The 20529-nt window shown below is 43.1% G+C and carries 21 protein-coding genes and 1 pseudogene; all 22 read left to right on the top strand.

The features are described 5' to 3' along the window. Positions 1 to 33 precede the first annotated feature (33 nt). The gene (gatC, locus tag LKE01_RS02625) at positions 34 to 345 is read left to right on the top strand and encodes an Asp-tRNA(Asn)/Glu-tRNA(Gln) amidotransferase subunit GatC (RefSeq protein ID WP_054769018.1); all 312 of its coding nucleotides are present in this window, start codon (positions 34 to 36) and stop codon (positions 343 to 345) included. Next, on the top strand, positions 345 to 1808 hold the full coding sequence (gene gatA, locus LKE01_RS02620; protein WP_056983217.1) for an Asp-tRNA(Asn)/Glu-tRNA(Gln) amidotransferase subunit GatA: 1464 nt from the start codon (positions 345 to 347) through the stop codon (positions 1806 to 1808). The genes gatC and gatA overlap by 1 nt, the downstream gene beginning before the upstream one ends. After that, a complete protein-coding gene (gene gatB / locus LKE01_RS02615) occupies positions 1808 to 3229 on the top strand; it encodes an Asp-tRNA(Asn)/Glu-tRNA(Gln) amidotransferase subunit GatB (RefSeq protein WP_056983215.1) in 1422 nt (473 codons plus the stop codon). Before gatA ends, gatB begins: the two co-directional genes overlap by 1 nt. Before the next feature lie 15 nt (positions 3230 to 3244). Next, positions 3245 to 4243, top strand: coding sequence for a diacylglycerol kinase (locus tag LKE01_RS02610; protein ID WP_054769017.1), 999 nt, complete (start codon positions 3245 to 3247; stop codon positions 4241 to 4243). Between the two features lie 77 nt (positions 4244 to 4320). After that, entirely contained in the window at positions 4321 to 5691 is a 1371-nt protein-coding gene (gene rlmD, locus LKE01_RS02605; RefSeq protein ID WP_056983213.1) for a 23S rRNA (uracil(1939)-C(5))-methyltransferase RlmD, read from the top strand. A gap of 347 nt (positions 5692 to 6038) precedes the next feature. Continuing rightward, positions 6039 to 7238, top strand: coding sequence for a quaternary amine ABC transporter ATP-binding protein (locus LKE01_RS02600; protein ID WP_056983212.1), 1200 nt, complete (start codon positions 6039 to 6041; stop codon positions 7236 to 7238). Further along, positions 7231 to 8082, top strand: a pseudogene (locus tag LKE01_RS02595) (ABC transporter permease). The gene LKE01_RS02600 and the pseudogene LKE01_RS02595 overlap by 8 nt, the downstream one beginning before the upstream one ends. 12 nt (positions 8083 to 8094) lie before the next feature. Then, entirely contained in the window at positions 8095 to 8997 is a 903-nt protein-coding gene (locus LKE01_RS02590) for a glycine betaine ABC transporter substrate-binding protein (protein WP_056983209.1), read from the top strand. A gap of 195 nt (positions 8998 to 9192) precedes the next feature. Further along, positions 9193 to 9858: a deoxyribose-phosphate aldolase gene (gene deoC, locus LKE01_RS02585; protein WP_054769015.1), complete on the top strand. Its 666-nt coding sequence runs from the start codon at positions 9193 to 9195 to the stop codon at positions 9856 to 9858. Between the two features lie 27 nt (positions 9859 to 9885). After that, entirely contained in the window at positions 9886 to 11082 is a 1197-nt protein-coding gene (locus LKE01_RS02580) for a phosphopentomutase (protein WP_054769014.1), read from the top strand. A 14-nt stretch (positions 11083 to 11096) separates the two neighbouring features. After that, positions 11097 to 11810, top strand: a complete 714-nt coding sequence (gene deoD / locus LKE01_RS02575) for a purine-nucleoside phosphorylase (protein ID WP_056983207.1) — start codon at positions 11097 to 11099, stop codon at positions 11808 to 11810. Between the two features lie 21 nt (positions 11811 to 11831). Next, the gene (locus tag LKE01_RS02570) at positions 11832 to 12779 is read left to right on the top strand and encodes a sugar-binding transcriptional regulator (protein WP_054769013.1); all 948 of its coding nucleotides are present in this window, start codon (positions 11832 to 11834) and stop codon (positions 12777 to 12779) included. A 101-nt stretch (positions 12780 to 12880) separates the two neighbouring features. Then, positions 12881 to 14182, top strand: a complete 1302-nt coding sequence (locus LKE01_RS02565) for a pyrimidine-nucleoside phosphorylase (RefSeq protein WP_054769012.1) — start codon at positions 12881 to 12883, stop codon at positions 14180 to 14182. A 337-nt stretch (positions 14183 to 14519) separates the two neighbouring features. Next, positions 14520 to 14966 (top strand): 3-hydroxyacyl-ACP dehydratase FabZ, encoded by a 447-nt coding sequence (gene fabZ, locus LKE01_RS02560; RefSeq protein WP_054769011.1) that lies wholly within the window; start codon positions 14520 to 14522, stop codon positions 14964 to 14966. Between the two features lie 23 nt (positions 14967 to 14989). Next, a complete protein-coding gene (locus LKE01_RS02555) occupies positions 14990 to 15457 on the top strand; it encodes a MarR family winged helix-turn-helix transcriptional regulator (RefSeq protein ID WP_054769010.1) in 468 nt (155 codons plus the stop codon). Further along, the gene (locus tag LKE01_RS02550; RefSeq protein ID WP_056983205.1) at positions 15454 to 16434 is read left to right on the top strand and encodes a beta-ketoacyl-ACP synthase III; all 981 of its coding nucleotides are present in this window, start codon (positions 15454 to 15456) and stop codon (positions 16432 to 16434) included. The genes LKE01_RS02555 and LKE01_RS02550 overlap by 4 nt, the downstream gene beginning before the upstream one ends. Positions 16435 to 16473: 39 nt before the next feature. Further along, the gene (locus LKE01_RS02545) at positions 16474 to 16713 is read left to right on the top strand and encodes an acyl carrier protein (RefSeq protein ID WP_054769009.1); all 240 of its coding nucleotides are present in this window, start codon (positions 16474 to 16476) and stop codon (positions 16711 to 16713) included. Positions 16714 to 16727: 14 nt separating this feature from the next. Next, positions 16728 to 17645 (top strand): ACP S-malonyltransferase, encoded by a 918-nt coding sequence (locus LKE01_RS02540; RefSeq protein WP_056983203.1) that lies wholly within the window; start codon positions 16728 to 16730, stop codon positions 17643 to 17645. Next, positions 17645 to 18376 (top strand): 3-oxoacyl-[acyl-carrier-protein] reductase, encoded by a 732-nt coding sequence (fabG, locus tag LKE01_RS02535; protein ID WP_056983202.1) that lies wholly within the window; start codon positions 17645 to 17647, stop codon positions 18374 to 18376. Before LKE01_RS02540 ends, fabG begins: the two co-directional genes overlap by 1 nt. Positions 18377 to 18396: 20 nt before the next feature. Then, a complete protein-coding gene (gene fabF / locus LKE01_RS02530; protein ID WP_056983200.1) occupies positions 18397 to 19626 on the top strand; it encodes a beta-ketoacyl-ACP synthase II in 1230 nt (409 codons plus the stop codon). A gap of 3 nt (positions 19627 to 19629) precedes the next feature. After that, a complete protein-coding gene (accB, locus tag LKE01_RS02525; protein ID WP_054769008.1) occupies positions 19630 to 20100 on the top strand; it encodes an acetyl-CoA carboxylase biotin carboxyl carrier protein in 471 nt (156 codons plus the stop codon). Positions 20101 to 20104: 4 nt separating this feature from the next. Further along, positions 20105 to 20521 carry a 3-hydroxyacyl-ACP dehydratase FabZ family protein gene (locus LKE01_RS02520; protein ID WP_056983198.1) on the top strand — a complete coding sequence of 139 codons (417 nt, stop codon included), beginning with the start codon at positions 20105 to 20107 and terminating at the stop codon, positions 20519 to 20521. Positions 20522 to 20529: the final 8 nt, after the last annotated feature.

Raw genomic sequence — 20529 nt, 5'->3', positions numbered from 1 at the left:
AATTTTGGACATTCAGAAGAGAGAAGGATTTCAATGACTGAAAAGATCTCCGAGGATCAAGTAAAACACGTTGCTGAATTGGCAAAATTAAAGATTGCCGATGATCAACTGCCATATTTCACGACCCAGCTGGATCAAATTATTGGTTTGTTTGAAACATTGAGTGAGGTTGACACTGACGGTGTTGAACCCACAAGTAGTGTAACTGACCAAATTAACGTTATGAGAGACGATGTTGCCGAAGACTGGCATCAACGCCAAGCACTTCTTGATAATGCACCTGATACAGCCGATGGCTACATCAGAGTGCCAACCATTATTGATGAAAGTGGGGAAAATGAATAATGAATTATTTTAATCAATCACTCAAGAGTATCCACGAAAAGCTCGTCAATAAAGAAATTTCAGCAAAAGATCTCACTCAACAAACTCTTGATAACATTAAAAAGGTTGATGGTGACATCAATGCCTTCTTAACTGTTGACGACGAGGGTGCTTTGAAGAAAGCATCTGAAATTGATGAAAAAGGTATTGATTCCGACAACTTATTGTCAGGCATGCCGATTGCTATCAAAGACAATATGGTTACAAAAGGCTTGAAAACGACTGCAGCTTCAAAAATTTTGGAAAACTTCAAACCAATTTTTGATGCAACCGCCGTTAAAAAATTACAGGATCTTGATACCATCAATGTTGGTAAAACAAACATGGATGAATTTGCCATGGGTGGTTCTACTGAAAATTCAGCTTTTAAAGTGACCCATAATCCTTGGGATACAACTAAAGTTCCTGGTGGTTCGTCAGGTGGTTCAGCAGCAGCTGTTGCCGCCGGTGAAGTCTTAGCAGCCTTGGGATCAGATACTGGTGGCTCTATTCGTCAACCAGCCTCATTTAATGGGGTGGTTGGAATGAAGCCAACTTATGGCCGGGTTTCTCGTTGGGGATTAATTGCCTTTGGTTCAAGTTTGGATCAAATCGGACCGATTACCCGTAACGTTTTCGACAATGCGACTGTATTGAATGCCATCGCCGGTCACGATAAGCACGACTTAACCTCATCAACTAAAGAAGTTCCGGACTTTACCAGTAATCTTGATAAGGGCGTAAAAAGACTAAAGATTGGAATTCCAAGTGAATTCATGGCCCAAGGGCTTGATGATGATGTTAAACAAACTGTTTTAAATACCGCTGATACATTTAAAAAGCTTGGTGCAACTGTTGAAGAAGTTTCGTTGCCACATACCAAGTACGGTGTTGCAGCTTATTACATTATTTCTTCATCTGAAGCTTCATCAAACCTTCAACGATTCGATGGTATCCGTTACGGCCGTCGAGCAGAGAATATTAAAAATCTTGATGACCTTTACGTTAAATCTCGTTCCGAAGGGTTTGGGGATGAAGTAAAACGTCGTATTATGTTAGGAACATTCTCACTTTCAGCTGGATTTTATGACGCATACTTCAAGAAAGCTGCTCAAGTTCGAACTCTGATGATTAATGACTTTACTAAAGTATTTAAAGATTATGATTTGATCTTGGCACCAACTGCACCAACTCCTGCTTATGGTATTGGTGAAGATGTTTCTGACCCAATGACGATGTATATGAATGATGTATTGACACTTCCTGTTAACCTTGCAGGGCTGCCAGGAATGTCAATTCCAGCTGGATTCTCAAACGGCTTGCCTGTAGGTGTTCAACTAATTGGCCGACCATTTGACGAATCAACAATTTACCAAGCCGGAAATGCATTCGAACAAAATACTGACTTTGGTAAGCAAACACCCAAGATGGGAGGAAATAACTAATGAATTTTGAAACCACTATCGGGCTTGAAGTGCACGTGGAGTTAAAGACCCACTCTAAAATCTTTAGTCCTTCTCCTGTAGAATTTGGTGACGAACCCAACTCAAACACCAACGTGATTGATTGGGGATATCCTGGTGTCTTGCCAACCACTAATAAAGGCGTTGTTCATGACGGAATTATGGCTGGCTTGGCATTACATGCCACAATTGAAAAAAATCCCCACTTTGATCGAAAAAACTATTTCTATCCTGATAATCCAAAAGCTTATCAGATCACTCAATCTGAGAAACCAATTGCTCATGATGGTTGGGTTGAGGTAGAAGTTGACGGCCAAAAGAAGAAAATTGGAATTGCAGAAATGCATATTGAAGAGGATGCCGGAAAGAACACTCATGAATCTGAGCATTCATTCGTTGATTTAAACCGTCAAGGCACACCTTTAATTGAAATCGTATCAAAACCAGATATTACTTCACCTGATGAAGCATACGCTTATTTGGAACAATTACGTCAAATTGTCCAGTTTACTGGGATTTCCGATGTCAAAATGGAAGAGGGATCAATGCGAGTTGATACCAACATTTCTATTCGACCAGTTGGACAAAAAGAATTTGGTACCAAAGTTGAAATGAAAAACATTAATTCATTCAACTATGTCAAAAAGAGTCTTGAATATGAAGAACAACGTCAACAACGAGTTATTATGTCCGGTGGGACTATTCAGCAAGAAACCCGACGTTTTGATGAAACAACTGGTCAAACGGAATTGATGCGTGTTAAGGAAGGTTCCGATGACTACCGTTACTTCCCAGAACCAGATTTACCAGCATTGACTATTTCACAAGACTGGATCGATTCGATTGCAAAAGAACTTCCAGAACCACCTGCCAAGCGTCGTGAACGCTATGTCAATGAATTGGGAATTACCGATTACGATGCAATGGTTATCACCCAGACCAAGGAAATGTCCGACTTCTTCGATAAGATGATTGCTGCCGGTGCGGCTGCCAAGTTGGCTGCCAACTACCTGCAAGGTGATGTCAATGCCTACATGAACGACAACCAGGTTGAATTGCAGGACACCAAGATTACACCAGAACATTTGGCAACAATGATCAAATTAATTACTGATGGCACTATTTCATCAAAGATGGCTAAGAAAGTCTTCAAAGCCATTACCAAAGGTGAAGAGCCTAAGAAGTTTGTTGAAGAAAAAGGAATGGTTCAATTATCAGATCCTGCCAAGCTTCAACCAATTGTTGATGAAGTGGTTGCTGCCAACCCTCAATCAGTTGAAGATTTCCATAATGGTAAAGATCGTGCTATCGGTTACTTGGTTGGTCAGATTATGAAACAGACCCATGGGAAAGCTAACCCACAAGTTATTAACAAAATGCTAAAAGATTCAATGAGTAAATAGAAAGTCAGGATAAATATGCGAAAACGGGCCCGGGTTATTTATAACCCCACTTCGGGAAGAGAGCTTCTCAAGCAAAAGTTAGTCGATATTTTAAATATTTTTGAGCAGGCTGGTTATGAAACCAGCGCTTATGCAACAACTCCTGCCAAAGACTCTGCCAAAAACGAAGCGCGTCGAGCTGCTGAAGATGGATTTGAATTGGTAGTTGCCGCAGGCGGGGATGGAACGATTAATGAGGTCGTTAATGGGATTGCACCATTAAAGAAACGCCCCAAGATGGCGATTATTCCTGCCGGAACCACCAATGATTATGCTCGTGCATTGCATATTCCAAGAGAAGATCCGGTAGAGGCTGCCAAGGTTGTCTTAAAAGATCAAACGATTCGAATGGATATCGGCCGCGCAGGTGACAATTACTTTATCAACATTGCTGCCGGTGGCTTGTTAACCGAGTTAACCTATGATGTTCCTTCGGACTTAAAGACCTTCTTTGGCTATTTGGCCTACCTGGTTCGTGGAGCAGAACTATTGCCCCGAATTAAGCCAATTGAGATGGATTTGAAATACGACGATGAAGAATTTAAAGGTAAAGCATCAATGTTCTTCTTGGCGCTGACCAATTCAGTTGGTGGTTTCGAACAAATTGTGCCGGATGCCTCTTTGGATGATGGAAAGTTCACCTTGATTATTGTTAAAACCAGTAACTTGGTAGAAATCCTTCATCTGGCTTCGAAAGTCCTTAATGGCGGTCGCCATGTGGATGATCCCAGAATTATTTATAAAAAGGTTCGCAAGGTCACAGCTAAACCAGTCAATGATCGCATGCAGATCAATTTGGATGGTGAATATGGCGGTGACGCACCGATGACCTTCGTTGATCTTAAGCAGCACATTGAATTCTTTGCCAACACGGATGAAATCCCAGATGACGCTTACTCGGATGAAACCAACGAGATGAAGAGAGTCGAAAAGAACTTCGTCAAAGGCGTTGACAAACTACCAGATAAAGAATAGTTTAATAAGATGTTATAATTGCGTTACGAAAGTTTTCGTTTCGCAATTTTTGTTTCTAAGATTAAAAAGGTGAATAAATGAAAAAATCAGTACCAGTAGAAAAAAACCAGAATTATGACGTTGATATTAGCGATTTGACCTATCAAGGCTTGGGAGTTGCCAAGATTGATGATTTCCCAATCTTTATTGAGAATGCCCTTCCCACTGAAAATGTGACAATGAAGGTCATCAAGGTTAAGAAGAACTTTGCTTTTGGCCGAGTTGTCAAAATCAACAAGAAGAGCAAGGACCGGGTTGAGTTGGTGGATAAAGCCTATACTCAAACTGGAATTGCCCCTCTGCAGCATTTGAAATACGATGCTCAGCTGAAGTTTAAGCAACATCAAATTGAAGTTGACTTCAGTAAAATGAAGTTGGATGTTAAAGTGGATCCGACAATCGGGATGGATGATCCAACTCATTACCGTAACAAGGCTCAAATTCCAGTGAGAATGATTAACGGCAAGCTCCAAACAGGATTTTACCGCAAACATTCTCATGATTTGGTACCAATTGAGGACTTCTATATTCAAGATCCTAAGATTGATGAAGCAATTGTCGTTGTTCGTGATATCCTTCGTAAATTCCGAGTTCAACCATATGATGAAGAATCTAACAAGGGTGTTGTTCGAAACATCATGGTGCGTCGTGGCCATTATTCTCACGAGATGATGATTGTTTTAATTACCCGGACTGAAAAATTACCAAGCAGTGGTGAAATTATCGCCGAGATTACGAAGTCGTTGCCGGAAGTAAAGAGTATTGTTCAAAACGTTAATCCGCAAAAGACAAATGCTCTGATGGGCAAGAAGAACAAGGTGTTGGCCGGAAAGAGTACCATTGAAGATACCCTGTTAGGCTTGAAGTTTAATATTTCTGCAAGCTCGTTTTATCAGGTCAATCCCGTTCAGACTGAGAAGCTCTATGATTTGGCAACTAAGAAGGCTGATTTATCAGCTGACGACGTTGTGATCGATGCTTATTGTGGGATTGGAACGATTTCTCTTTCAATGGCTCGCATTGCCAAACAGGTTTATGGGGTTGAAATTGTTCCCGAAGCTGTTGAAGATGCTAAAAAGAACGCTAAGCTGAATGATTTAACCAATGTTCATTTTGTTGCCGCAAAGGCTGAGGATCAGATGGCTAAATGGCAGGAAGATGGCTTAAAGCCTGATGTCATTTCTGTTGATCCACCACGTAAGGGCCTTGACGCCAGCTTGATTGACAGTGTGGTTAAGATGCAGCCTAAGCGCGTGGTTTACGTTTCATGCAACCCCGCAACGTTGGTACGAGATGTCAAATTGTTCTCTGACCAAGGCTATGAGGTTAATCAACCAATTCAGCCGGTCGATCAATTCCCGCAAACTGTGCACGTTGAATCAATTACCGTTTTGGAACGTCAAAAGTAACCGACGAACGTCAAAATTCCTTGAATTTTGGCGTTTTTTTGTGCCTCAAATCAAAAAAGTTGAATTATTTTATAAAACGTGCTGGAAATCCCATTGTGAAAGTAAAAGTAGCAACCCTGGCAACTAATCAGCGTGAGCCATCGCCAAACGGCTTAGTTCTTTATCATATCAAGGATCAAATCGGTTACACCTCTTAAATTGTAGATCCTTGCTGTTGTGCTAATCATTTGAAAGTACTCTTAATATTTGTTAAGGTTTTATATGTCGTTCAATTACTTGCAGCCGCACATCTTGTGGCCGTGAGTGGTTGATTTTTATTTATTACGAGTATTGATAAGGAGGGGCACATGACAGCAAAATTACAAGTGCAACATCTTACCAAAATTTTTGGCCGGCGAATTTCACGGGCTCAAGAATTATTAAAGCAGGGTAAGTCAAAGGCTGAAATCTTAAAATCAGTCGGTGCAACGGTTGGTGTTAACGATGCCAACTTTGAGGTCAATGATGGTGAAATCTTCGTAATCATGGGGTTATCAGGAAGTGGTAAGTCGACGATGATTCGAATGATCAACCGTTTAATTGAACCTACTTCAGGTAAAGTGTTGATTGATGGTGAAAATTTAACAGATTTGAGCAAAAAAGAATTGCTGAATGTTCGTCGCAATAAGATGAGCATGGTCTTTCAAAACTTTGCACTGTTTCCTAACCGGACAATCATTGAAAATACGGCTTATGGATTGGAAGTTAAGGGCGTTGATAAAGATGAGCGTCTGAAGAAGGCCCACGATGCGTTGGAACTTGTTGGCCTTCATGGCTATGACGATCAATATCCAACCCAGTTATCCGGTGGGATGCAGCAGCGGGTTGGCTTGGCCAGAGCATTAGCCAACGATTCGCAAATCCTGTTGATGGATGAGGCCTTTTCCGCCCTTGATCCGTTGAACCGAAAAGATATGCAGGATGAATTACTGGATTTACAGGAAAATCTTCATAAGACCATCGTTTTTATTTCTCACGATTTAAATGAAGCTTTGCGTATTGGTGATCGAATTATGATCATGAAAGACGGTGAGATTGTTCAGACAGGAACCCCTGAAGAGATCCTGACTCAACCTGCCGATGCGTATGTTGAAAAATTCATCGAGGATGTTGACCGGACCAAGGTCTTAACCGCGGCTAACGTTATGATTCGACCCACCTTTGTCAACATTGATAAAGATGGTCCAAGAATTGCCATGCGTAGAATGCGTGAAAATGAAATTTCTTCTGTTTACGTTGTGAATAGCAAGCGTGAGTTTGTGGGGGTTGCTGACGCCGACCACGTGATGGGACTCATTAAACAGAAAAATCCTGATTTGATGTCGGTTGTCCAAACTGATGTGCCAACCACATCACCGGATACTCCGATTACGCAAATCATGGAAACAATCTCTCAGACCCCGATTCCCTTTGCGGTGGTTGACGAGAACCATCATTTATTGGGAATCATCATCCGTGGTGCTGTGTTGGGTGCCATTTCAGGAAATGAGGTGACAGAAGATGAATAACATTCCTCAATTACCAGTTTCATCCTGGATTGATAAGTTTGTTGACTGGCTGGCCGGATTCGAAGGCTTCTTCAATGGTGTGACCAACTTCATTGGTGGCATTATCAGTGGTTTTCAATGGGTCTTTGATGTCCTGCCAATCTGGCTGTTCATGTTACTTGTTCTGGGTGCCACGTACTGGTTAAATCGAAACACCAAGCACTGGACTTTATTGATCTTTGAAGCGATTGGTCTGTTGTACATTTGGAACCAGGGATTTTGGCGTGACATGACCCAAACCTTGACGTTGGTTCTCACATCCAGCCTGATTGCGTTAGTGATTGGTGTACCACTTGGTATTTGGATGGCTAAATCAAGGGTATTTGCGGTGATTAATAAGCCGATTTTGGATTTCATGCAGACAATGCCAGCCTTTGCTTATTTAATTCCAGCCGTTGCATTCTTTGGTATCGGAATGGTCCCAGGGGTCATTGCCTCTGTGATTTTCGCAATGCCACCGACAGTTCGAATGACCAACTTGGGGATTCGTCAAGTACCCAATGATTTGATAGAGGCTGCGGATTCATATGGTTCAACCGGGTGGTAAAAGCTGTTTAAAGTTCAGCTGCCACTGGCTAAATCAACGTTGATGGCCGGCGTCAATCAAAGCATGATGCTGTCACTTTCGATGGTGGTTATTGCCTCAATGATTGGTGCAATGGGTCTTGGAAACAAGGTCTACTTTGCGGTTGGTCGAAATGATGCTGGTGGTGGATTCGCCGCTGGTTTGGCAATTGTTATCCTTGCCATCATTCTTGACCGGATTACCCAAGCGATTAACCGAACCAAAGTCCCTAAGTCATAGAAAGGGGTTATTATGCGAAAAATCAACAATAAATTTCTCTTAACAGTTGCGTTGTTCTTCTCGATAATTCTCCTGTCAGGCTGTGGCAGTAAGCCGGCCAAGTACAATCCCAATGAGAGCCTTGGCAAACAGATTAACTACACGATTACTGGGATTGAAGCGGGCGCCGGGATCATGTCCAGTACCCAAAAAGCCATGAAAGCTTATGGACTGAACGACGATAAATGGCAGTTGCAAACCAGCTCTACCGCTGCTATGACCAGTACCCTGGGCAAAGCAATTAAAAATCACCAACCGATTGTTGTTACCGGGTGGACACCGCACTGGATGTTCACGAAGTACAACTTGAAGTTCTTGAAGGATCCAAAGAACGTTTATGGTAAAGTAGAGGATATTCACACCATCGTTCGAAAAGGCCTGAAACAAGATAAGCCCGAGGCTTACGAAATGTTGAACCGCTTCAACTGGAAGCCCAAACAAATGGCTGATGTGATGCTTAAAGTCAACAATGGTGAAGATCCGCATAAGGCTGCCAAAGAGTGGATTAAGGCAAACCCAAAGCAGGTTGGTACTTGGACTAAAGGCATCAAACATGTTCACGGACAATCGATCAAGTTAACATATGTTGCCTGGGATTCAGAAATCGCTTCGACCAACGTTGTTGCGAATGTGCTCCGTTCTCTGTGTTATAAAGTTGAGATCCAAGCAATGGAAGTTCAGCCATTGTGGGCTTCAATTGCCACAAGTGCCGCTGACGGAATGGTCAGCGCTTGGTTGCCAACAACCCAAGGACTTTACTACAAAGACTATAAGGGCAAGTTTGATGATTTAGGTGTCAATCTCCATGGCGCCAAGGTTGGTCTTGCCGTCCCAACCTATATGAAGAATATCAATACAATCGAAGATTTAAAGTGAAAAATTGATCTTCGGACCAAATAAAATATCAAATTGATTCTTGTTTATCCCCCGATGTCACTGGCATCGGGGGTTCCTTTTATATACAACGATCACTATTTCACAGGATAGAACAAAATTTCATCAAACCTCTTTACATATGTTCTGCTTTCCTGTAAACTATCCCTATAAAGAAATGAAAGGGGTTACATTACCATGACAAAACAACTAACGACCGCTCAATTAGCGAAATATTTAGACCACACAAACTTAAAGCCAGACGCAACTGAGGCCAGCATTCGTCAGACCTGTGAAGAAGCGATCAAGTACAATACTGCTTCTGTCTGCATTAACTCACACTGGATTCCTCTAGCTGCAGAGCTTCTGAAGGACACGACGGTTAAACCGATTACTGTTGTCGGCTTCCCATTAGGAGCCACCAACACTGAGACGAAAGTTTATGAAGCCATTACCGCAATTGATGATGGCGCGGAAGAAATCGACATGGTTTTAAACGTTGGTGAGTTAATTGGTGACAATCTTGATTATGTAACTGCCGACATTCAAGCAGTGGCAGAAGCTGTTCATGCCAAGAACAAAATGTTAAAAGTAATTTTCGAAACTTCATTCCTGAATGATGATCAAATTGTTAAAGCATGTCATGCTTCAGAAAATGCAGGTGCCGATTATGTGAAGACATCAACCGGGTTCAGTTCCGAGGGAGCAACTCTTCATAACGTTGAATTAATGAGAAAGACAGTTGGTTCCAAGCTGGGTGTTAAAGCATCCGGTGGCATTCATTCCCGTGAAGAAGCTCTGGCAATGATTGGTGCCGGTGCAAGTCGATTGGGAGTCAGCGCAACGACCAAGATTTTATCTTAGGTTACCAGTCTTAGGGGAGGTATTTCGATGACAGTTGAAAAATACAAACGAATCTTTGGAATTGTAATGGACTCGGTCGGTACTGGGGAAGCACCGGACGCAGCCAAGTTTGACGATGTTGGCTCAGATACTCTGGGACATGTTGGCGAGGCTTATAAAGGAAAATTAAACATTCCAAATCTGCAGAAATTAGGCATTTCCAACTTGCGCCAAACACCGATCGAGGGTGTCGACAAGGTTGACGCTCCGATTGGCTACTATGGCAAAATGCAGGAAACTTCAGCCGGCAAAGACAGTATGGATGGCCACTGGGAAATGATGGGGCTGCCGGTTCAAAAACCGCTGAATACATTTCCAAACGGATTTCCTGAAGATATTCTCAAAAAGCTTGAAGAATTTTCGGGACGTAAAATCATTGGTAATCGTCCTGAATCCGGCACCAAGATTATTGCTGAATTAGGTGAACAACAAATGAAGACCGGCGACCTGATCGTCTATACTTCAGGTGACTCGGTTCTCCAAATCGCTGCTCATGAAGATGTGATTCCACTCAAGGAATTGTATAAGATTTGTGAGTATGCCAGAACTTTGGTTAATGGCCCGGAATACACCGTTGGTCGGATTATTGCCCGCCCTTACGTTGGCCCGGATAAAGATCACTTTACTCGAACTGCCAACCGGCATGATTTTACTTTGGAACCAACTGGTCTGACTGACTTGGATTACCTGCAGAAAGCCGGCGTTCATACCGTGGGTATTGGCAAGATTAATGATATTTTCTCCGGCCATGGGATCGACAAAGGCTACCATAACGAAAGTAATATGGATGGCATGGATCACGTTGATCATGTGATGGCAGAAGACTTCACCGGATTTTGCTTTACCAATCTGGTCGACTTCGATGCAATGTATGGTCACCGTCGAAATCCAATTGGCTTCGGTGAGGCCTTGATGGACTTCGACAAACGACTGGGCACGGTTTTAAAGAACCTTAAGGATGACGACTTATTGTTGATCACTGCCGACCATGGAAATGATCCCGGCTTTAAGGGAACCGACCACACCAGAGAAATGGTCCCAATTCTGGCTTACTCACCATCGATGAAGACGGGTGACAGCCTGGGGGTCCGCAAGACTTTTGCTGATTTTGGAGCAACGGTCCTTGATAACTTTGACGTTAAAGGAAATGGAGTCGGCACAAGCTTTCTGGCCGATCTGAAATAAACGGAGGCAATCATATGAGTACACACATTGGCGCAAAACCTGGTGAAATTGCTGACACTGTTTTAATGCCTGGTGACCCACTAAGAGCAAAATTTATTGCGGAAACCTATTTGGATAATCCGGTTCGTTATAGCGAAGTCCGTAACATGTTTGGCTACACCGGAACCTATAAAGGCAAACGACTTTCGGTTCAAGGGTCAGGAATGGGAATCCCATCGTTGGCAATTTACACCACGGAACTGATCAAAGAATATGGGGTAAAAACCATCTATCGAGTTGGTTCATGTGGTGGCATGAGCCCGGATGTTAAAATTCGGGATGTTATTCTCGGCCAGTCAGGAACAACCGATTCGTCCATCATTCAAAACACTTTTGGCCCTGGCATCTATTATTCACCAATTGCAGATTTTGGATTGCTGGATTCGGCTTACCACACCGCTGAAAAGATGGGGATTAATACAAAAGTCGGCAACATCTTTGCCGCTGACCGATTCTACAATGACGAGCTGGACATTCACAAACTGATTGATTACGGTGTGTTGGCAACCGAAATGGAAACTTCCGGACTTTACCTGCTGGCAGCCAAGTATCACGTTCGAGCATTGACAATTCTCACCGTGAGCGATCATTTATTAAATGGTGAGGCCCTCTCAGCCAAAGAGCGTGAAACGTCGTTTGATGAAATGGCAAGATTGTCATTGGAAACAGCTATTAACAATATGAAATAAAAGAGTAATTGGAGCGATCACATGGATGAAATCAAGGACGTCACAAAACTCAAGCAAAGCTTGCGGGTGGCCGAAGCCTATTTTCAAGATAATTTAAGTCAAATCGAAATTGCCAAAAAGCTCGGGGTCTCCCGGCCGACGGTATCGCGTCTCCTTCAATACGCAAAAGATAACGGTTTGGTAAAAATTCAGATTGTTAATCCATTGGTCGATTCTCAAGTTTTGTCACAGCAGCTTGGTGATAAGTATGGGGTTGAATTCCACGTTGTGCCGAATAATTACGGTGGGGCAACCACCATTTTAAATGGGGTTGGCCGTTATACAGCCGATTTTCTGGCAGCAACCGTTCAGCCCGGGGATATTATCGGAATCGGCTGGGGAGCAACCATCCATTCAGTCACCAAACAATTGGAAGAACAGGATGTTTCCGGCGTGCAGGTGGTTCAGCTTAAGGGAAGCATGAGCCACTCCCAGGAGAAGACCTGGGCGTATGAAAGTGTGAACGAGTTGGCGCTGGCCTATCGGACACATCCGGAATACTTGCCACTCCCAGTCATTTTTGATAATAAAGTCACGAAGGATATGGTCGAGAGTGATCGACACATCAAGCATATTCTTGACCTTGGCCGCCAAGCCAACGTTGCGTTGTTCACGGTGGGAACCGTGAGATCAAAGGCCTTGATTTTCCAACTGGGCTACTTTAATGAACAAGAGAAAGCTGAAATTCAGCAGTTGGCAATTGGCGATATCTTTTCGCGGTTTGTTGACGCCGAGGGAAAAATTGTTTCAAAAGAGATTGATGATCGAACGATTGGTATTGAGTTGGACGAACTTAAGAAAAAGAAACATGCAATTTTGGTGGCAACCGGAAACCGGAAAGTGGCTGCAGTTCACGCTGCATTGACAGCCCACTACACCAACTGTGCGATTTTGGATCAAAGTCTGGCGCAACTTTTACTTGATTATTAACAACAAAGCTCAATCCAACACCTTTTATTGATGAAGGATTGAGCTTTTCTAAATAAATATTTGAAAACATTTTTACAAAAGCGATTAAAGGGGGACTCAAAATGAGAATGGTCGATGTGATTCATGCTAAACGAGCAGGCAATCAATTAACAGATGAGCAGATTCAATTTTTCGTTGACGGCGTTGTTTCCGGAGAAATCCCTGATTACCAAATCAGTGCGTTATTGATGGCAATCTTTTTTCAAGGGATGACAAGTGAGGAACAGGCGAAGTTAACCATGGCCATGATGAAGTCCGGTGACCATCTGGACTTGAGCGACATTCCCGGTGTTAAGGTTGATAAACATTCAACTGGTGGGGTAGGTGATAAAACCAGTATTCCTTTGGCAGCCGTCGTTGCCGCACTGGGAATTCCGGTACCGATGATTTCCGGCCGTGGCTTAGGTCATACTGGTGGGACACTGGACAAGTTGGAAGCAATTCCAGGCTATCAAGTTGAAATTAGTGAAAAAGACTTTATCGATCAGGTGAAAAAAGATCAATTGGCAATCATTGGTGCAACGGGGAATATTGCGCCTGCCGATAAGAAAATCTATGCCCTCAGAGATGTGACCGATACAGTTGATTCGATTCCGCTAATCGCCAGTTCCATCATGAGTAAGAAGATTGCTTCAGGAGCTGATGCACTCGTGATTGATGTGAAAACGGGTGCCGGTGCATTTATGAAGACCCTTGACGAGTCACGGGCTTTAGCCAAAGCGCTGGTAGGAATCGGCAAAGGCGTCGGCATGCAGTGCATGGCAATGATTACCGACATGAATCAGCCTTTGGGTGACGCCATTGGCAACTCACTTGAAATTCAAGAATCAATTGATTTGCTGAAAGGTAACGGTCCGGCAGATCTTGAAAAATTGATTGTTGATATTGGCGGCTATATGGCTGTTATGGGCGGAAAAGCTCAGTCAACCGAAGAAGGCCAAAAGTTGTGTGAAGATGTCATTCATAATGGCCAGGCATTGGATCGCTTTAGAGCAATGATTGCGGATCAGGGTGGTGATCCCACGGTTGTCGACGATCCTGAAAAGGTTCTTCCACAAGCCAAATACCGGATTGAATTGCCTGCCAAATCAGCCGGAGTTGTTTCAAAGATTGTTGCTGACGAAGTTGGGGTTGCCAGCATGCTGTTAGGCGGCGGCCGACAAAAAGCGGATGATCAATTAGATTACTCAGTCGGCATTATGCTTCATAAAAAGATTGGTGACGAAGTGAAGTTGGGCGAGTCGTTGTTAACCATTTACAGCAACCGTGACAATGTTGACGACATTAAGAAACTTCTATATAACAATATTGAAATTTCCGACCATGCTGAAAAGCCAACTTTGATTTATGAAACAATTGAATAGATTTTAATTGAGAAGAAAGCTGTCGGTCAATGTTTGCCGACAGCTTTTTTGGGGTTCTTTTAAACGAATCAATTGGCCTGTTCAGCGTTCCAACCATACCTAGTTTTATTAAATGAGCTCTCTTGACTCACATGTTGATAATGAGTAGAATCCAACTAAGCAACAGGTAGTATCAATATTTAGTTTGATATTCGAACTAAATTAGGTTATCATGTTGTGTGTTCCGAAAAGAACATGGGTAAGTGTGATTTTTAGAAATTTGTTCTAGGCTAATAGTTTGATAGTCGAACTAATTTCAATCATGATTTACCACCCTGTAAGTGAAAGGAAGAAATCAATGAGTGTATTAGATGCATCTGAAATTATGGATTTGATCCCCAACCGGTATCCAATTTTGTTTATGGATAAGGTTGATGAATTAAATCCTGGTGAGTCAATTGTTGTTACAAAGAACGTCACAATTAACGAGGAGTTTTTCCAAGGCCATTTCCCTGGAAATCCTGTTATGCCCGGTGTTTTGATTATTGAATCTTTGGCTCAGGCAGCTTCAATCTTGATTTTGAAAACTGAAAAGTACAAGGGAAAGACCGCGTATCTTGGTGCGATTGATAATGCCAAGTTCAGGAAGGTCGTTCGTCCCGGGGATGTCTTAAAGCTCCACGTCACAATGGAAAAGCAACGTGAGAACATGGGAAAAGTTAAATGTGAAGCCAAGGTTGACGAAAAGGTTGCCTGCTCGGCTGAATTAACATTTATCGTTCCTGATCCAAAGAAGAAGATTTAATTATTATTCTAGGAGAGCTAAAAATGAATTCGCAAAGTAATGAAATTAAAAAAGACTATGACTTTATCAACGAGTCGCTGATCAACGTTTATGACAGTATCATGCGGATTGAAGAGAGTGAAATTCGTCGAAGCCGTTTTAAGGACATTACTGCGAAGGAAGTTCACCTAGTTCATACCATTGGCCTGCATGACCGGAAAACAACCTCACAGGTTGCCCACATTCTGAAATTAAGCAAAGGGACGTTAACCGCCAATTTGAATACTTTGGAACGTAAGGGATATGTGATGCGGATTGCCAATCAGGAAGACCATCGGATTATTAATTTGGGGCTGACCAGTAAGGGACGTCTGTTATACCGTGCCCATGACGCCTTTCATAAATTGCTGGTTCAACGCTTCCTCAAAGGTTTTGATAATGACGAAATTCATTTGATTAAACAGGCGATGGTTAACTTGGAAGAATTTATTGACGAGGTATCGGCAAAATGAAGTTTGAAGATTTCAAAATAATCAGCACCGCCAGTTCGGTTCCGGATCGGGTAGTTGATAACGATGAACTTTCAACGATGATGGATACCTCAGATGAGTGGATTACCCAACGGACCGGAATCAAGCAGCGCCATGTGGCCGTTGATGAAACAACCAGTTCATTGGCCACAAAGGTTGCTGAAGAGCTGCTTGAAAAAAGCGGCTTAAAGCCCACCGACATTGATTTGATTGTCGTGGCCACGATGTCTCCCGACTATTTAACCCCTTCAGTGGGTGCAATTGTTCAGGGAAATATCGGTGCGACCAACGCGATTGGGTTTGACATTGATGCCGCCTGTTCAGGATTTGTGTACGCATTAAAAGTTGCCAGACAAATGCTGATGGCCGATCACAACATGCATGCAATTGTGATTGGGGCTGAAACGTTAAGTAAGCTGGTTGACTGGCATGACCGTTCAACTGCTGTGCTGTTTGGCGATGGCGCCGCGGGAATGTTGATTTCAAATGAGCAGGAACCCGGAACGTTTATTTCCGAAGACCTGACTACGCTTGGCAATCTGGGTAAGTATCTGACTGCCGGTCAAGTGGGTGTCAAGTCACCGTTTGCTGCTGATGATACGCAGTATTCGCCATTCTTCAAAATGAATGGTCATCGGGTTTATGGGTTTGCCGTCAAGAATGTCCCGGCATCTATCAACCGGGCATTGGCAAAAGCAAAAATGTCTGTCGACGATATCGATCATTTTGTTTTGCATCAGGCCAATGAACGGATTATTGAAAAGATTGCCGAAACTTTGGGCGCACCAATGACAAAGTTTCCACTTAACATTAACGAATACGGCAATACTTCTGCAGCCAGTGAACCGATTTTGTTTGCCGAGTTGGTTGAGAAGCAAATCATCAAAAGGGGGGATGTTGTTGCCCTATCCGGATTTGGTGGCGGATTAACTGTTGGAACAATGATTATTAAGTACTAAAAATAAAACTGGAAACATAAAAATTTGGAGGAAATTAAAATGACTAAAGAAGAAGTATTCAACAAGGTAAAAGATATTATCGTGGACCAATTAGATGTAGATGCAGACAAGGTTAAAGAAGACACTAACTTTAAAAACGATCTTGATTTGGACAGCTTGGACATTTTTGAAGTTGTTGACAAGATTGAAGACACTTACGATATTGAAATTGACACCGACGAAGGTATGGAGACTGTTGGAGAATTAGTTGATTACGTATTGAAACAACAAAGCAAGTAAAGTGGGGTGAGAGATTGAAACTAGGATATTTATTTAGCGGTCAGGGCAAGCAGTTTGCCGGCATGGGGCACGACCTCTACCAGCAGGAGCCAATTTACCGTCAAACAATTGAAGAAGCGTCTCAGATACTTGGGCAAGACATGAGTGATTCGAATATTTTTGATGATCCCGCAAATACTCAAGTTTCAATTGTCACCCTGAGTACAGGAATTTATCGGATTCTTGAACATGATTTGGGTAAGCCGGTTGGCGGCACCGGATTGAGCTTGGGTGAATATAGCGGCATTATTGCGGCTAACGGCTTGAGCTTTGAGGATGGTCTGCCGTTGGTCCGTGATCGAAACCATTACATGGACCTGGCCGGTCAGCATCATCCAGGTAAAATGGCCGCCGTGTTGAAAGCCACTAAAAACGTGGTGGATGAAGCATGTAAAGTCGGTTCCAAACAGGGACCGGTATACGCAGCCAATTACAACACGGACACACAAACGGTTGTCGGTGGATCCGAAGCAGGCTTGAAAGCTGCTACGGAATATCTGCATGAACATGGGATTAAACGGGTTGTTCCGCTGAAAATGACGGTTGCTTCTCATACCCCATTTATGCAGGAAGCCAGCGACCTGTTGAAAGAACGACTGGAAAATGTGTCATTTCAGGAAACCGACTTTCCGATTTTCAGCAACACGATCGTTAAGCCGTTTACCCGTCTTAACGTCAAGCGGACTTTGGTTGCTCAGCTGGTTAATCCAACTCATTTCAACCAATGTTTGAAAGAGTTGTTGAACCTAAACGCCGATGTCTTGATTGAAATCGGCCCTGGTGACACGCTGATGAAGTTTGCCAAAACGATTCTCTGCAATGCCGATAAATTTCATGTCGATAGTGTTGAGACCCTGAATCAAGTTCGATCAAATAAAAAGTTGGTGAAATAATGACTGAAACAAACAAAGTCGCATTTATTACCGGTGCTGCCAAAGGAATTGGCTTGTCAATCGCTAAACGGCTTGCTGACGACGGAATGACCGTTGTCATTAATGCCCATCATGAATTAAGTGATGAACAAACCAAGGCTTTGACGGATGCTGGTTATGATTTCGACGTTTTAGTTGGCGACGTTGCCGATGAGGCCAATGCCGAACAGATGGTTAATGCCGTTGTTGAAAAACATGGTCAAATTGATGTGTTGGTCAACAATGCAGGAATTACCAAAGATAAGCTGTTGAGCCGAATGAAGACAGCCGACTTTAAAGCGGTATTGGATACCAATTTGGTTGGTGCGTTTAACATGACCAAATTTACGATGAAATTTATGCAAAAGGCTCGTCAGGGCGCAATTGTAAATATTTCAAGCATTTCAGGCCTTCATGGAAATCTCGGCCAAGCCAATTACTCATCAAGTAAAGCCGGCTTGGTTGGCTTAACAAAGACTGCTGCCAGAGAAGGGGCATTGCGTGGAATCCGTTCCAACGCGGTCGCTCCCGGCATGGTCAAAACTGACATGACAGAAAAAATGAGTGAACGCCGTCAAAACGAATTTACGGATCAGATTCCGTTGAAACGATTTGCAGAACCGGACGAAATTGCCGATGCTGTGGCATTTCTGGTTCATAACCAATACATTACCGGTCAAGTAATTACGGTTGACGGCGGATTGACAATCTAGATTGTTGAAGGAGTAATTTAATGAGCAGAGTAGTTATTACAGGAATGGGAGCCGTTACTCCAATCGGCAACGATGTTGACAGCTTTCTTAAAAATTTATTTGCGTCAAAGGTGGGCATTGCCCCAATCACTAAATTTGATGCAGAACCCACTGGCATTACCGTTGCCGGTGAAGTTAAAGACTTTGATCCCCTAAAGCGGGTTGAAAAGAAGTTTGCCAAACGAAACGACCTCTTTTGTACATACGCTTTGTATACTGCAAAAGAAGCCATGGAGATGGCAGGATTAGCCGATGGTGGCGTTGATCCCGAAGAACTTGGTGTCATTTATGGATCTGGAATTGGTGGTTTGACGACCATTGAACAACAGGTTATTAAAATGCATGACAAGAGTCCAAAACGGGTGTCACCACTGTTTGTGCCGGATTCAATCATTAACATGGCTGCGGGAAATATCTCAATTGCCTTTAATGCAAAGAATACCAGTCAGGCAATCGTTACTGCTTGTTCATCAGGAACAAATGCGATTGGAAATGCCTTTGAATATATCAAACAGGGCAAGGCGCAAGTCATGATTGCCGGTGGTACAGAAGCCTCGGTTAACGAAATTGGCATTGCCGGTTTCGCTGCTTTGACTGCTTTGTCAAAAGCAACCGATCCTAAGAAAGCTTCAATTCCATTTGATAAAGATCGAAATGGCTTTGTCATGGGTGAAGGTTCAGGAACTTTGGTTCTTGAAGATTATGACCATGCAAAAGCCCGTGGTGCCAAGATCCTGGCTGAAATTGTCGGCTATGGAACCACCAGTGACGCTTATCATATGACCGCTCCGGATCCTGAAGGCAAGGGTGCCAAGCGCGCTATGCAACAGGCAGTTAAAGAAGCCGGCATTGACGAAAGCCAAGTGGACTACATTAACGCCCACGGAACCAGCACCCATGCCAACGACAGTGCCGAAGCCAAGGCCATTAGTGAAGTGTTTGCCAATAACGATCACGTCAAGGTCAGCAGCACTAAAGGAATGACTGGACACGCATTAGGAGCTGCAGGAGCCATTGAGGCCGTTGCAACAATTGGTGCTATTCAGCATAACCAGATGCCGGTCAACGTTGGTGTGGTTAACCAGGACGAAGAATGTGATGTTGATTTGGTTAACGAAAGCAATAAAAAAGCTGAGGTCAACTACGCTATCAGCAACTCCTTTGGTTTTGGAGGCCATAACGCTGTGATTGCATTTAAAGGGTGTGATTAGGTCATGGACGAAAAAGAAATTGAACGTTTATTAGATAAATTTGATCGCTCGTCACTTAAAAATTTTGAGTTGGCACAAGACGATTTTAAATTAAAATTCAGCAAACGTGATGATGAACATGTTGTCGTAGAAGATTCCGCGGCAGCTGGTTCTGTCAACGCTGATAGTTCAGGCCATGGACAAAGCGTTGAAACTAAGGCAGCTCCACAATCTGAACCGGCAGTTGATCAAAACGCTGCTGAAATCAAAGCACCACTGGTCGGTGTTGTTTACTTCGCGCCAAGCCCTGATAAGCCGGCTTTCAAGAAGCAGGGTGATCACGTTGAAAAAGGCGACGTGGTCTGTGTGATTGAAGCGATGAAGATGATCAACGAAGTCAAAAGTGACGTCACCGGAACGATTTCCAACATTCTGGTTGAAGACGGCAGCATGGTGGAATATGATCAACCAATTTTCCAAGTAACGAAGGGGTAATCAGATGAAACCAGAAGTTCAAGATGTGATACCACAGCGATACCCATTTCAAATGATTGATCGATTTATTGATGTTAAGCCCGGCGAAAGTGCTTCGGCGGTTAAGCTGATTTCAATCAATGAATGGTTCTTCGATAATAAAAAAGCGGGGAATTTGGTTGTTCCACGGCCGATTATGATCGAATCAATGGCGCAAACCGGTGTGGCGGCGATTCTTTCAATGCCTGAATATAAGGGCAAGAACGCCTTTTTTGGCGGTATTAAGAATGCGGTCTTTCAAGACGATTTCCGACCTGGCGACAAATTGGTATTTGAAGTTGAGTTGAAGAAGTTAAAACACAATATTGGCCTTGGTCATGGCACCATTACCCGTGACGGCCAACAAATTTGTGAAGCAGATCTAATTTTTGCAGTTGAGTAATAGAGGTG

Origin of the sequence: Lentilactobacillus kefiri (genome assembly GCF_007989105.1) — a bacterium.
Lineage (GTDB): Bacteria > Bacillota > Bacilli > Lactobacillales > Lactobacillaceae > Lentilactobacillus > Lentilactobacillus kefiri.
Note: the sequence above shows the minus strand (reverse complement) of the source record. Positions and strands in the feature narration are given on the sequence as shown.

Coding starts and splice junctions, on each gene's coding strand:
- gatC (WP_054769018.1), top strand. CDS start 34: ATGACTGAAAAGATCTCCGAGGATCAAGTAAAACACGTTGCTGAATTG.
- gatA (WP_056983217.1), top strand. CDS start 345: ATGAATTATTTTAATCAATCACTCAAGAGTATCCACGAAAAGCTCGTC.
- gatB (WP_056983215.1), top strand. CDS start 1,808: ATGAATTTTGAAACCACTATCGGGCTTGAAGTGCACGTGGAGTTAAAG.
- LKE01_RS02610 (WP_054769017.1), top strand. CDS start 3,245: ATGCGAAAACGGGCCCGGGTTATTTATAACCCCACTTCGGGAAGAGAG.
- rlmD (WP_056983213.1), top strand. CDS start 4,321: ATGAAAAAATCAGTACCAGTAGAAAAAAACCAGAATTATGACGTTGAT.
- LKE01_RS02600 (WP_056983212.1), top strand. CDS start 6,039: ATGACAGCAAAATTACAAGTGCAACATCTTACCAAAATTTTTGGCCGG.
- LKE01_RS02590 (WP_056983209.1), top strand. CDS start 8,095: ATGCGAAAAATCAACAATAAATTTCTCTTAACAGTTGCGTTGTTCTTC.
- deoC (WP_054769015.1), top strand. CDS start 9,193: ATGACAAAACAACTAACGACCGCTCAATTAGCGAAATATTTAGACCAC.
- LKE01_RS02580 (WP_054769014.1), top strand. CDS start 9,886: ATGACAGTTGAAAAATACAAACGAATCTTTGGAATTGTAATGGACTCG.
- deoD (WP_056983207.1), top strand. CDS start 11,097: ATGAGTACACACATTGGCGCAAAACCTGGTGAAATTGCTGACACTGTT.
- LKE01_RS02570 (WP_054769013.1), top strand. CDS start 11,832: ATGGATGAAATCAAGGACGTCACAAAACTCAAGCAAAGCTTGCGGGTG.
- LKE01_RS02565 (WP_054769012.1), top strand. CDS start 12,881: ATGAGAATGGTCGATGTGATTCATGCTAAACGAGCAGGCAATCAATTA.
- fabZ (WP_054769011.1), top strand. CDS start 14,520: ATGAGTGTATTAGATGCATCTGAAATTATGGATTTGATCCCCAACCGG.
- LKE01_RS02555 (WP_054769010.1), top strand. CDS start 14,990: ATGAATTCGCAAAGTAATGAAATTAAAAAAGACTATGACTTTATCAAC.
- LKE01_RS02550 (WP_056983205.1), top strand. CDS start 15,454: ATGAAGTTTGAAGATTTCAAAATAATCAGCACCGCCAGTTCGGTTCCG.
- LKE01_RS02545 (WP_054769009.1), top strand. CDS start 16,474: ATGACTAAAGAAGAAGTATTCAACAAGGTAAAAGATATTATCGTGGAC.
- fabG (WP_056983202.1), top strand. CDS start 17,645: ATGACTGAAACAAACAAAGTCGCATTTATTACCGGTGCTGCCAAAGGA.
- fabF (WP_056983200.1), top strand. CDS start 18,397: ATGAGCAGAGTAGTTATTACAGGAATGGGAGCCGTTACTCCAATCGGC.
- accB (WP_054769008.1), top strand. CDS start 19,630: ATGGACGAAAAAGAAATTGAACGTTTATTAGATAAATTTGATCGCTCG.
- LKE01_RS02520 (WP_056983198.1), top strand. CDS start 20,105: ATGAAACCAGAAGTTCAAGATGTGATACCACAGCGATACCCATTTCAA.